The 12802-nt window shown below is 71.3% G+C and carries 8 protein-coding genes and 1 pseudogene; all 9 read left to right on the top strand.

Translation table 11 applies throughout. The features are described 5' to 3' along the window. Positions 1-14 precede the first annotated feature (14 nt). The 9 genes and pseudogenes from OHA21_RS28790 to OHA21_RS28750 all read left to right on the top strand — a co-directional run bounded on the left by OHA21_RS28790 (position 15) and on the right by OHA21_RS28750 (position 10207). Complete coding sequence (locus OHA21_RS28790; protein WP_328460061.1) at positions 15-1205, top strand: alanine racemase; 1191 nt, start codon at positions 15-17, stop codon at positions 1203-1205. 65 nt (positions 1206-1270) lie between these two features. Beyond that, the gene (locus OHA21_RS28785; RefSeq protein WP_328460059.1) at positions 1271-1615 is read left to right on the top strand and encodes a hypothetical protein; all 345 of its coding nucleotides are present in this window, start codon (positions 1271-1273) and stop codon (positions 1613-1615) included. Between the two features lie 1284 nt (positions 1616-2899). Further along, entirely contained in the window at positions 2900-3394 is a 495-nt protein-coding gene (locus OHA21_RS28780; protein WP_328460057.1) for a hypothetical protein, read from the top strand. 93 nt (positions 3395-3487) lie between these two features. Then, complete coding sequence (gene aspS, locus OHA21_RS28775; protein WP_328460056.1) at positions 3488-5290, top strand: aspartate--tRNA ligase; 1803 nt, start codon at positions 3488-3490, stop codon at positions 5288-5290. 59 nt (positions 5291-5349) lie between these two features. Then, on the top strand, positions 5350-5838 hold the full coding sequence (locus OHA21_RS28770; RefSeq protein ID WP_328460054.1) for a GyrI-like domain-containing protein: 489 nt from the start codon (positions 5350-5352) through the stop codon (positions 5836-5838). Between the two features lie 346 nt (positions 5839-6184). Next, positions 6185-6760 (top strand): annotated as a pseudogene (locus OHA21_RS28765) (helix-turn-helix domain-containing protein); the annotation flags it as partial. Positions 6761-7002: 242 nt separating this feature from the next. Beyond that, a complete protein-coding gene (locus tag OHA21_RS28760; RefSeq protein WP_328460052.1) occupies positions 7003-8268 on the top strand; it encodes an MFS transporter in 1266 nt (421 codons plus the stop codon). 17 nt (positions 8269-8285) lie between these two features. After that, complete coding sequence (locus OHA21_RS28755) at positions 8286-8504, top strand: hypothetical protein (protein WP_328460050.1); 219 nt, start codon at positions 8286-8288, stop codon at positions 8502-8504. A gap of 98 nt (positions 8505-8602) precedes the next feature. Beyond that, positions 8603-10207 (top strand): replication-associated recombination protein A, encoded by a 1605-nt coding sequence (locus tag OHA21_RS28750; protein WP_328460048.1) that lies wholly within the window; start codon positions 8603-8605, stop codon positions 10205-10207. Positions 10208-12802: the final 2595 nt, after the last annotated feature.

Genomic DNA, 12802 nt, shown 5'->3' with positions numbered 1-12802 from the left:
CAAGGAGGCCAACCGTGACGATCGACTGGCGGAGCAAAGGATTCTGGTCGCCGGACGAGTCCCGCAGCCCGGAGCAGGTCGCGGCGGATCGTCCGAGCATCTTCGGCGGCGGTTTCACCTGGCCGTTGCTCGTGGTCCGGCGATCCGCGGTGGAGGCGAACATCGCCACGATGGCCGCGTTCTGCAGCCGGCACGGTTTGGACTTCGCGCCGCACGCGAAGACGACGATGGCGCCGGTCCTCCTCAAGGCACAACTCGGTGCCGGGGCATGGGGCATGACCGTGGCGAGCCCGAATCAGGCGCTCGTCTTGCGGCGCCTCGGTATCGAGCGGGTCCTGATCGCCAACGAGGTGCTCGATCCGACGGCTCTTCGCTGGCTCGCTGCCGAGACCACTGCAGGTTGGGAGGTCTACATCCAGGTCGATTCGGTCGCCGGGGTAGCGGCGGCCGGCGCTGCCGGCGGCCTGGTACGGGTCCTCGTCGAGTTGGGGCATGCCGACGGGCGTACCGGGGTGCGGAGTCTGGACGAGTTGGAAGCGGTGGCGCGCGCGGCTGCCGTGTCACCCGGCGTCGAGCTTGCCGGGCTGACCGGTTATGAGGGGCAACTGCACGATCAGCACGAGGTGGACGCGTTCCTGGACAGCCTGGTCGAAGGTTTCGAGCGGCTGGCGAAAGCTGGTCTGCTGCCCGAGCGGCCGATCGTCTCGGCCGGTGGCAGCGCGTGGTTCGATCGGGTCGCCGACCGGCTCGGCGGGCTCGGCGCACGCGCCCAGGTGATCCTGCGCAGTGGGGCGTCGGTCACTCACGATGACGGCTTCTACCGGGAACGGACCCCGTTCGTCCGAGTACCCGACGAGGGGCCGCTCACGGCGGCGCTGGAGATCTGGGCCCAAGTGCTGTCGGCTCCTGAGCCCGGGATGGCGATCGTCGGTATGGGTAAGCGCGACGCGCCGTTCGACGAGGGACTCCCGGTTCCGCTGGGAGTCCGGTCCCCGGCGGGAGTCGGACGAGCAGCGGACGGTCTGCACGTGAGCAAGCTGAACGACCATCACACCTACCTCGTGACCGAGGGCGCCGACATCGAGCCGGGCGACCTGATTCGGTTCGGGATCTCGCACCCATGCACGGCGTTCGACAAATGGCGGGACATTCCGATGGTCGACGAGGAGCGGCGGGTGGTGGATGTGCTGCATACGTACTTCTGACTGCACGCCGCATCGATACGGGAAACGGGGATGACGGCGAAGATATCGATCAGCAGACTTTCTCCGTGACCGAAACCTTGACGCTGTGGCGACCGACCGGCCCGAATGAGCTCGAACTGGTTCTTGCCACCGGCTGGCGCCGATGGCCGCCGCGGCTTCCCGACCAGCCGATCTTCTATCCGGTCCTGAACGAGGAGTACGCGAACATGATCGCCCGGGATTGGAACGTGCCGGCCTCCGGTGTGGGGTATGTGACCCGCTTCCAGATCGACGCGGAGTTCGCCGCGCGGTACCCGATCCGGCAGGCAGGCGGCGACACGATCCTCGAACTCTGGGTGCCCGCCGAGGAACTCGAGGAGTTCAACGATCACATCGTCGGTGAGATCGAAGTCGTCCGGGAGTTCCGATGAACCCGGTGTTCGCGCAGCGCGACTACCGGGCTCGCTTCGACGGGCGCCGATCGGCGCTTGGTAGGGGAACGCGTCCCGGTCGGATCGCGAGCGTCTGCCGGGGAGGTGAGAGCCGGGCGGGAACGTGAGCGTTCAGCCAGGAAAGCGCGCCACGGACCCCGGGAATGGGAGGTGGCGATCACGGTGTCGCCTTGCCGGGGGATGGCTGACGGAGATCGCTGATGTTTATGGTGATTAGACGCCCATCAAGCGTTTCCTCCTTCTGTGCCGCCGGAGTCCGCCATGCCCGTTTTCCGAGCAGCGAACGAACCGACCGCCCACCATCCCGCCGACAATGCGCCCGGCTATCCAGCCAATCACGCCGGCTATCCGGGAAACGCGGCCACCCATCCGCAAACGGCCCGTCATCCAGGAAATTCGGCCGCCCACGCCAACCCTGCCCATCACCCGGGGAATGTTCCTCACCAAGGCGGTGGCTATCCGGGTGGCGTTCCTCCGCAGCGGCCGGCCAGCCCGGCGGGGCCGTGGGTGATGCCGGCTGCGCCTTCCGCCGAGCAACCCATCCCGGAAGGACCCACTGAGCCGTTGCGGGCGCCGGAGGGCCGGGCACCCGAAGGCCGAGCGCCGGGAGCTGCGAAAGCAGGACGTGAAGGCTCAGAAGGCCGTTCCGCGCCAGAAGGTTGGGTGGCAGCAAGCGGCTGGAACGCAGGTGGTGTCGCGCTGGAAAGTCAAGGCCCGGCGCCCGAGGCGGGGGTGGCAGGTGGGTTACCTGCAGGTGGTGCAGCGCCGGCGAGCCGTGTGGCAGCGAATGGAGTTCCGGAAGGCTGGGGTGCGGGAGGTGCGGGGCCGAGCGCTCAGGCGGGAGGTGGAGTACCGCAACCTTGGGTTGCAAGCGGTGCGGCGCCGCAAGATCGTGAGGCACCGGGCGGTTGGGCCGCAAGCAGTGAGGCTCCGGCAGATCGTGTGGCAGTAGGCGAAGCGCCGAAGGGTTGGGAAGCAGGCGGTGCGGCGCCGGGCGGCCGGGTCGCGGGTGACGGGACGCCAGAGGGCTGGGGAATAGGCGGTGCGGCGCCGGAAGGCGGAGGAGCGGATGACGGAACCTCGGAGGGCCGGGCTGCGACCGATGGGGCGCCAGAAAGCCGGCCGGCAGCGGATGGCTCCGCGTCGGGTGGCAAGGGTCGGAAGCCCAAGCGACGGTTCGGTGTCGCGATAGCCGTACTGATCAGTCTTCTTGCGCTGGCCGCTTCGATCGGGGCCGGACTGCTTTCCTGGCGGACGTTCGAGATGGCCCGGGCCGGGCAGGATCGCACACCGCAACAAGCAGCGCCCAGCGGGCCGGCGGACCAGGCGGCGAGCCGGCCGGCGAACAAGCCGGCGGAGCCGGAGGAATACCCGGTCACCTACGCAAAGGAGCCCCTGCGCGTGCAAATAGGCTGCTCAGCGCTCCTCTTCCTGGACCTCGACGAACCGCGCGCCGATGTGGACGAGAAACTGGCCGACCTTCGGTATGACAGCCGGTGCGGCGATGAGCCGCCCCGCCTGAGCCTCGCGGCGGGGGCGGTCGGCGGCAGCCAGGCCGGCAGTTCCGACATCGACGCGGCCGGCTGTATGCGGGCCATCCGGACGGCGCCGCTCGGGCCGGGCGCTGAGGTGGAGGTCAAGAAAGGTGCGGCGCTCTGCGTTCTGACGCCGGCCGAACTCGTACTTGTGGAGATCATCGACGTCGGCGGCACCGGCACCGCCGGCCTGCGTGCCACATCGTGGCAGGTTCCTGGATGACCGGTCCGCGGTGACCGGCCCGTGGCGCGCGGCGCGGGGCGTGCCTGACAGAATGTCGGGTGCGCCCCGTGAACTCTGTTAGGAGACCTTTCCGTGATCCGTACCCATGACGCCGGCATCCTGCGCGCGAGCGACGCCGGCACAACGGTGACGCTCGCCGGGTGGGTCGCCCGCCGGCGCGACCACGGCGGTGTCATCTTCGTCGACCTGCGGGACGCCTCCGGCGTGGTGCAGGTCGTGTTCCGCGAGGAGGACGCGCACGCGCTGCGCAACGAGTTCTGTGTGAAGGTCGTCGGCGAGGTCAACGCCCGCCCGGCCGGCAACGAGAACCCGGACCTGGCCACCGGCGAGATCGAGGTGGTCGCCAGCGAGCTGATCGTGCTCTCCGAGGCGGCCCCGCTGCCGCTGCCGGTCGACGACACGATCACCGCCTCCGACGACCTGCGCCTGAAGTACCGCTACCTCGACCTGCGCCGCAGCGGCCCGGCGAAGGCGCTGCGCCTGCGCAGCCGCGCCAACCAGATCGCCCGCGAGGTGCTGCACGCCCGCGACTTCAACGAGATCGAGACGCCGACCCTGACCCGGTCGACGCCCGAGGGCGCCCGCGACTTCCTGGTCCCGGTCCGCCTGCAGCCCGGTACGTGGTACGCGCTGCCCCAGTCCCCCCAGCTTTTCAAGCAGCTGCTGATGGTCGCCGGCATGGAGCGGTACTACCAGATCGCCCGCTGCTACCGCGACGAGGACTTCCGCGCCGACCGCCAGCCCGAGTTCACCCAGCTCGACATCGAGATGTCCTTCGTCACCCAGGACGACATCATCGAGCTCGGCGAGGAGATCGTCAGCAAGCTCTGGAGCGAGCTCGCCGGCCACGAGATCCCGCTGCCGATCCCGCGGATCACCTGGACCGACGCGATGAACCGCTACGGCTCCGACAAGCCCGACCTGCGCTACGGCGTCGAGCTCGTCGAGCTGACGGAGTACCTGCGCGGCACAGCGTTCCGCGTCTTCGCCGGCGCGATCGACGCGGGCGGCTACGTCGGCGCGGTCGTGATGCCGGGTGGCGCCTCCCAGACCCGCAAGGAGCTGGACGGCTGGCAGGACTGGGCCAAGGCGCGCGGCGCCCGCGGTCTGGCCTACGTGGTCCTCGACGCGGAGACCGGCGAGCCGAAGGGCCCGGTCGCGAAGAACCTGTCCGCTGAGCACCTCTCCGGCCTGGCCGACGTGGTCGGCGCCAAGCCGGGCGACGCGGTCTTCTTCGCGGCCAGCACCGAGAAGCGGGAGGCGCAGGAGCTGCTCGGCGCGGCCCGCATCGAGATCGCCAAGCGCGCCAAGCTGATCGACGAGGCTGCCTGGGCGTTCTGCTGGGTCGTCGACGCCCCGATGTTCGAGAAGACGGACGAGGGCGGCTGGACCGCGGTCCACCACCCGTTCACCTCGCCGAACGAGGAATGGGAGCCCCGCTTCGAGGAGGCGCCCGACCAGGCGCTGGCGTACGCGTACGACATCGTCTGCAACGGCAACGAAATCGGTGGCGGATCGGTCCGTATCCACCGCGCCGACGTGCAGAGCCGGGTTTTCGACCTGCTCGGCATCACGCCGGAGGAGGCGCAGGACAAGTTCGGCTTCCTGCTCGAGGCGTTCAAGTACGGCCCGCCGCCGCACGCCGGCATCGCCCTCGGCTGGGACCGTACCTGCATGCTGCTGTCCGGCAACGAGTCGATCCGTGAGGTCATCGCGTTCCCGAAGACCCGCGGCGGCTACGACCCGCTGACCACCGCGCCCACCCCGATCACCGGGCAGCAGCGACTGGAGGCCGGCATCGACGCCAAGCCGAAGGCAGCCGCCGGAACGCCGGGCACCGACGGCCAGGCCGCGCCGGTCCAGCACTCGAACTGATCAAACACGGGATCGGTGGCCGGGATGCGCCCGGCCACCGTTCCTGTGAGACTGGCGTGGTGGAGCCCACCGTCGTCCAGCGTGCCGAACAGACGTACCTCGGTCGCCGCGAAACGATCACCATGACCGAGTTCGCCCGCGTCGCCGACCACCTGCCCACCATGTTCGCCGGCCTGGCCGAACGCGGCGTGCCGCTGGCCGGCGCGCCGTTCTTCCGCTACAAGGTCATCGACATGGCCGCCGAAATGGTGGTCGAGGCCGGCATCCCGATCGCCGGCCCGGTCGACGTCGAAGCGCCCGACTTCATCGACGTGCTGCCCGCCGGCCGCTACGCCACGGTGACCCATATCGGTCATCCCGATGAGCTGATGGGCGTCACCGCCCGGCTGCTGGACTGGGCCCAGGACCACGGCCTGAGCTGGGACGTCACCCAAACCCCCACGGGCGAGGTGTGGGGCTGCCGGCTCGAGATGCTGATGACCAACCCGGCCGAGCAGCCCGACATGCACAAATGGGAAACAGTCCTGCTTTTCAAACTGGCAGATTGAGGGGTACGCGCCCGGCCGCTCCCCGAAATCCACGCCGTCCCCGCTCTCCCGGGGCGACCACCTGCAACACCGGGCCGCAGCGCCGGCGCCGGGCTTAAGCACGCCCCGATGCCGGCTCGCACCCCCGGCTGGCGCCGAGGGCTGCCTGGCGGCCGTTGGAACAGCCGTGAGAGCCAGCCGTGCGAGGTTGGCTGGCGCTGAGGGTTGCCTGGCGGCCGTTGAAACAGCCCTGAGAGCCAGCCGTGCGAGATCACCACGGAGCCGCGCGCGTCGTTCACGAGCTATTGGTGCTCGCGCTCTTGCACAAGGTCTATGCAAAGGAAGTGTGCATAGATATTGTGGATGCATGGCGGAGGAAATCAATGCGGTGCACCTGACCGGTCGGCAGATTCAGGTGCTGGCCCATCCGCTGCGCGTTCGATTGCTGGGCCGGTTGCGTTCGGAGGGGCCGGCGACGGCGACCGGGCTCGCCGATGTGCTCGGTACCAATACCGGCGCGACCAGCTACCACCTGCGGCAACTCGCCGAGGCCGGGCTGGTTGTCGAGGAGGAACGACCTGGCAGTGGGCGGCAGCGCTGGTGGCGTGCCGCGCATGAGATGTCTAGCTGGCGGCGCAGCTACTACCTGGACGATCCGGATGCCACCGCGGCTGCCGAGTGGCTGGAGGCTTTCCAGGTCAACCGGTTCGTGGAGCTGGCCGAGCGGTGGCGGCGCCGGCTGCCTGAGGAGCCGGCCGAGTGGCGGGACACCGGCGGGATCTCCGACTACCTGCTGGAGATGGATGCCGAGCAGGTCCAGGCAGTGCTGGAGGAGATCGAGACGGTGGTCGAGCGGCACGTCCGGGCTGCGCAGGCCGACCCGCGACCGGGTGCCCGCCAGTTGGCGCTCTACCTGGCCGCACTGCCCGCGCCAAGCGGCGAAGGCGGCAAGAGCCGCGAAGGTGGCAGCGGCCGCGAAGGCGGCAAGGGCGGCGAGCGTAGCCCAGGCCGCGAAGGCGGCGAGGGCCGAAGCAAGGGCCGCGAAGGCGGCGAGCGCGGCAGCGGAGGCGGCAGCAGCGGCGGAAGCCAAAGCGGCGCAAGCGGAAGCGGCGGAACAGAAAGCGGCGGAAGCGGCGAGGGCGGCGGCCGAGGAAGAGCGAGGGGCGAGCAAGGGGAGGGTGACCGATGACCGTCGAGCAGGCACGATTCCGGTATCTGTTGCTGCTGGGTCTGCGCTGGTTCCCGGTCGGCCTGATGATTCCGGTGATGATGCTGCTTCCGCTGGAGCGGGGGCTCACCATCGCGCAGGTCGGTGCGGTGGCCGCCATTCAAGGCATCACCGTGCTGTTTCTTGAGCTGCCCACCGGTGGGCTCTCCGACGCGGTCGGCCGGCGGCCGGTGCTGCTGATCGCGGGCGTGGTCAACCTGGTTTCGCTCGGGATCTGGACGGTCGCTGACTCGGTGGGGCTGTTCGCTGTGGTCTACCTGCTGCAGGGCGTCTACCGGGCGCTGGACTCGGGGCCGTTGGAGGCCTGGTACGTCGATCACGCCCTGGCCGCCGACCCCAAGGCCGACATCGAAGGTGGCCTGAGCCGCAGCGGGGTCGTGCTCGGACTGTCCATCGCGGGAGCCGCCCTGGTCAGCGGGGGACTGGTCTGGCTCGGACCGGTCGGACCGGTGAGCGCTTTGACCGTACCCGTGATGGTTGCCCTGGTCCTGAGCCTGATCGCGACCGTGGCGGTGGCGCTGCTGATGCGTGAGGAGCGCCCGGCTCGCGGACTTGTGGCTCTTGCCGCATCGGTGAAGGGCGTGCCGGCGGCGATCGGCGGTGCGCTGAGCCTGGTACGCCGGTCGCGCGTGGTGTTCGCCCTGATCATGGTGGAGCTGTTCTGGAGCTTCGGCATGGTGACGTTCGAGAAGCTGATGCCGGTCCGGCTCAGCGAGGTGATGTCCGATTCTGATGCGGCCGGCGCGCTGCTCGGCCCGGTGAACTCGGTGGCGTGGGCGGCCTCGGCGGCCGGCGCGGCGCTGGTGCCGCTGCTGGCCCGGCGGCTCGGGCCGGGCTGGACCGGTTTCACGCTGAAGATCGTGCAGGCCCTGACGATTGCCGGGATGGGCCTGCTCGCCGGGCCGGTGGGGGTGATCGGCGCGTTCCTGCTCTGCTACGCGGTGCATGGCGCGGCCAACCCGGTGCACGCCGGGCTGCTGCACCGGCAGGCCGAGGGTGAGTACCGGGCCAGTCTGCTGTCGCTGAACTCCATGGTCGGCCAGCCGGGCTTCGCCGTCGGCGCGATCGTGCTGACCTTCGTGGCGGCACAGGCCGGAACCCCGGCCGCGATCGTGACCGGCGCAATCGTGCTGGGCGCAGCGGCGCCCCTCTATCTGGTAAAGCCGAAAGTGGAGTTTCGGGAGCACTCCCAATCGGGTATCAGCGGGTCACTGGCTCTCTGATCCCCCCGGAGGAACCGATGCTTGCCATCGCCGCAGCTGTCGTTTTCGGTATCTGGCTTCTGGCCGACCTGCTGGACACCCAATTCGGTGCCCCTGACCTGTTCAACTTCCCGACCATGGCTTCGCTCGGCCTGCTGCTCCTCTCGCTGTACCTGGCCGGTGTCGGCAGCGGCCCGCGCGCCGGCAGCGGCAGCTCCGGCCGCCGGTTCTACGGCCGTCGCCCCGGCCGCGGCTGACCCTCTGTGTGACCCGCCTGTCCTCTGCGTGAGGGCAGGCGGGAGCGCTTCCAAGCGCGTTTCGGATCATCCCCGATCGGCCGGTACTGTCGATTGCGATGGACACGGACGGGCTCTTCTCACTCGCGCCGCCGGACGTGCGGTCCCCGGCATCGACCAGCGCTGAAGCCGCCGGTTTCGCCGCGCCCGCCGCCGACGCCCCGCTGCCCGTCCGGATGCGTCCCGCGAGCATCGACGAGCTGGTCGGTCAGGAGCATCTGCTCGCCCCGGGCGCGCCGCTGCGCCAGCTGGTCACCGGGTCGAGTCCGATGTCGGTCATCCTCTGGGGCCCGCCGGGCACCGGGAAGACCACGATCGCGCACCTGGTCGCGCACGCCACCGACCGCAAGTTCGTCGCGATGTCCGCGCTCACCGCGGGTGTCAAGGACGTGCGGGCGGTGATCGACACCGCGCGCCGCGAGCGCCGCTACGGCGGGCCGCCCACCGTCCTGTTCATCGACGAGGTGCACCGCTTCAGCAAGACCCAGCAGGACTCCCTGCTCGCCGCGGTCGAGGACCGGACCGTCACGCTGCTCGCGGCGACCACCGAGAACCCTTACTTCTCGGTCATCTCACCCCTGCTCTCCCGCTGCGTGCTGCTCACCCTCCAGGCACTCGACGCCGACGACGTCCGCGGCCTGATCCGGCGCGCGATCACCGATCAGCGCGGCCTGGGCGGCGCGGTCACGCTTTCCGACCAAGCAGAAGATCATTTGGTACGCCTGGCGTCAGGCGACGTCCGCAAAGCCCTCACCGCGCTGGAGGCGGCCGCCGGTACCGCCCTCGCGCAGGGCGCCAAGGAGATCGACCTCGCCACCGCGGAGCGCGCGGTCGACGTGGCAGCCGTCCGCTACGACCGGGACGGCGACGCGCACTACGACGTGACCAGCGCGTTCATCAAGAGCATGCGCGGCAGCGACCCGGACGCGGCGCTGCACTACCTGGCCCGGATGCTGGTCGCCGGCGAGGACCCGCGGTTCATCGCCCGGCGCATCGTGATCTTCGCGAGCGAGGACGTCGGCATGGCCGACCCGCAGGCGCTGCTGGTGGCGGCCGCCGCGGCCGAGGCCGTCCAGTTGATCGGTATGCCCGAGGCGCAGCTCAACCTGGCCCAGGCCGTGGTGCACATGGCCACCGCCCCCAAGTCGAACAGCGTGACCACCGCCCTCGGCGCCGCGATGGCGGACGTGCGGGCCGGGCGCGGCGGTCCGGTCCCGCCGCATCTGCGCGACGCCCACTATTCGGGCTCACGTGGCCTGGGTCACGGTCGCGGCTACCGCTACCCGCACGACGATCCGCGGGGTGTGGTCCGCCAGCAGTACGTCCCGGACGATCTGGTCGGAACGGACTACTATCGGCCGACCGATCACGGTGCTGAGCGGGCCGTCGGTGAGCGCGTGCCGCGCCTGCGCCGGATCGTCCGTGGCCTCGGACCCGTAACTCCAGGCGTGACCAGGTCGGTTACCGCTTCGGCGGGTACGCCGGACCACGCGGCGGGTGGTGCTCGGGCCGAGGATGCGTCACAGTCTTCGACGGGCTCCGCTTCGGAACTGATCACTGATGGTCCCGGAGCCGTGACGGACGGTGTTACCCCGGCCGTGGTCGAGGGTGACGAGAAACGGACAGACGACAGCGGCGCGAGCGCCGGGGAGGAACAGCCGTGACAGCGCGGGGTGCCGATCGGCCCGACGACACCGGCAAGAAGGGTCGTCGCTTCGGCCGTGGCCGGCCCGAGCAGCCGGCCGTCCCCGAGGAGATCCCGCGCGAGGAGACCGGGTGGCTGGACGACCTTCGTACGGCTAAGGAAGAGCGGTCGGCGATCGGGCCCGGCGCGGCCCCGGGTGAGGCGCGGACCAGCAAGTCGGGGCGTAGGGCGCCTGGTCCGGACGACAATCCGGACGATGATGCTTTCGGCGGGATGCCGGGTTGGCAGGACGGGTCGGGGGAGCACGCGACCGGGGCTTGGCAGAGCCCGCCGGGGCAGCCGGCTGGTCCTGACGCTCGCCCCGGTCCTGACACTCGCCCCGGTCCTGGTGCCGGGCCTGGTCCTGGTGCCGGCCCTGGCCTTGGTTCTGGTCCTGTTCGGCAGGGTCCGGCTGGGCGTGGTCCTGGGTCGGCGCCGGTTTCGCCGGGGAGTCGGTCCGGGGTGATTCCTGGGGCTGGTCCTGGTGTTGGGCAGCCTGGTCCTGGTCATGGTGCTGGTCGGCCTGGTGCTGGTCCGGGTGGACCTGGTTCGGCTGGTCCGGGTGGACCTGGTTCGGCTGGTCCGGGCGGGCCTGGTTCGGCTGGTCCGGGCGGGCCTGGTTCGGCTGGGCCTGGTTCGGCTGGGCCTGGTTTGCTGGGGCCGCCGGTTCATCCTGGTCAGCCGCCGGCTCAGGGCGGGCCTTCGGTTCCGGTCTCGCCGGGGCAGGCAGGACCTGGACGGTTCGGTCCGGGGCAGCGGTCGGTTCCGGTCACGCCTGGCTCGGCTCCGCCTGGGCGCCGGCCGGCCGACGCCGGGCCGATCCCGCCGGAGCAGCAGGCCGGTGCGGGGCAGCGGTCCGGTCCGATGCCGGGGCAGGTTCCCGGACAGCCGCCGGCCGGGCAGATGCCGCGTGGTGGCGGTGCTCTCGGGCCCGGTCAGCCGGGCGGCCAGATGCCGCGTGGTGGCGCTGCGATTCCCGGCCAGCCGGGCGCGCAGATGCCGCGCGGCGCTTCGGACCTTGGACCGGGCCAGCCGGGACAGGTGCCGCCCGGGCAGATGCCGCGCGGCGCTGCCGGGCCGGGCCAGCCTGCGGGACCGATGTCCAGGGGCGCTGCCGGTCCTGTTTCCGGTCAGCCTGCGGGGCCGGTGCCGCGTGGTGCGGCAGGGCCTGTTTCCGGTCAGCCAGCAGGGCCGGTGCCGCGTGGTGCGGCAGGGCCTGTTTCCGGTCAGCCAGCAGGGCCGATGCCGCGTGGTGCGGCGGGTCCGGTTCCCGGTCAGCCTGCGGGGCCGATGCCCAGGAGCGCTGCGGCTCCGGTTTCCGGCCAGCCGGGCGGGCAGATTCCGCCGGGTGCGCGCCGGGGTGGGCCGCCTCCGCCGTCTGCTCGCGCGGCCGCTCCCGCTGAGACGGGTCACGGACGGCGACAGCTCGATGCTGACGGTGGTGGGCCGGGATTCGGGGGACAGACTCCGCCCGGGATGCCGCCTGCCGGTGGCGGGCCAGTTCCGCTTTCGGGGAACGCGCCTGAGATCCCGGGAGCGCGTCCGGCGCCCCCGGCATCCGGTGGCGCCGTGCCTCCCGCTTCTCGTGGTGCCGTGCCCCCTGCTTCTCGTGGTGCCGTGCCTCCCGCTTCCCGTGGCGCGGTGCCCCCCGCTTCCCAGGGTGGCCCGCCTCCTGCTTCGCGTGGTGCCGCGCCCAGCGTGCGGCCGACTTCGCCGGGCGTGCGGCCGATGTCGCCGGCTGGGCCGGCTCGGGATCGGTTCCGCCCGGTGGATCAGGCCGGGCCTGCCGCGCCCACGTCTCCCGGCCGGTCCGGGCCGGATCCGGTCCACCAGTCCGGTCCGATTCCGGGCGGGTACGAGCAGGCACACCAGTCCGGGGCCATTCCGAGCGGCTTCGATCTGATTCCGCAGGGTTCTGCCGGGATGGACGCCGCGCAGCGGTCCGGGGCGATCCCGGGTGTCCCGCCGGTTGCTGCCGACGACCGTGCCGGCCGCTCCCGTGGCCGCCGGGCCCGGGCCGAGCAGAACGACCCCGTCGGCGAGACGACCGGCCGGCACGGCCGCGCCGGACATGCGGCGCCCGACGGCGCTCCCGGACACCAGCCCGGGCATGCCGCCCGGCCGGTTCCGGGTGAGCGCACCGGGCGTCACGGCACCCCGGACGACGCACGCGCCGACACGGGAACGCGCGGCTTCCGCCCCGAACCCGACACCGGCGCCCACGGCTTCCGCCCCGATTCCGGCAGCGGCGCTCATGGCTTCCGCCCTGACGCCGATACCGGCGCTCATGGCTTCCGGCCCGACTCGGACACGGGTGCCCACGGCTTCCGGCCGGACGGGGACACCGGCGCCCACGCACGTGATCGTCTTGGCGGGGATACGGGCGCTCATGGGCGTAACCGTCCTGGCAGCGAGACGGGCGCCCACGGGCTGGACCGGGCCGGGACGGACAGCGGGGCGCATGGGGTCGTTCGGCCTGGTGGGGAGCCTCGGGGCCGGCGGCGGGCGGCTGAGACCGATGTGCCGGAGGCCGGTGGGGCCCAGGGCGGGCCGGATCAGCAGGGCGGGCCGGCCG

Origin of the sequence: Actinoplanes sp. NBC_00393 (assembly GCF_036053395.1) — a bacterium.
In the GTDB taxonomy this organism is placed as follows: domain Bacteria; phylum Actinomycetota; class Actinomycetes; order Mycobacteriales; family Micromonosporaceae; genus Actinoplanes.
This window is presented reverse-complemented; position numbering and strand designations above follow the sequence as displayed.

Excerpts from the sequence above, each read along its gene's own strand:
- OHA21_RS28780 (WP_328460057.1), top strand. The coding sequence starts at position 2,900 with ATGGCCCGGGCCGGGCAGGATCGCACACCGCAACAAGCAGCGCCCAGC.
- OHA21_RS28760 (WP_328460052.1), top strand. The coding sequence starts at position 7,003 with ATGACCGTCGAGCAGGCACGATTCCGGTATCTGTTGCTGCTGGGTCTG.
- OHA21_RS28755 (WP_328460050.1), top strand. The coding sequence starts at position 8,286 with ATGCTTGCCATCGCCGCAGCTGTCGTTTTCGGTATCTGGCTTCTGGCC.
- OHA21_RS28750 (WP_328460048.1), top strand. The coding sequence starts at position 8,603 with ATGGACACGGACGGGCTCTTCTCACTCGCGCCGCCGGACGTGCGGTCC.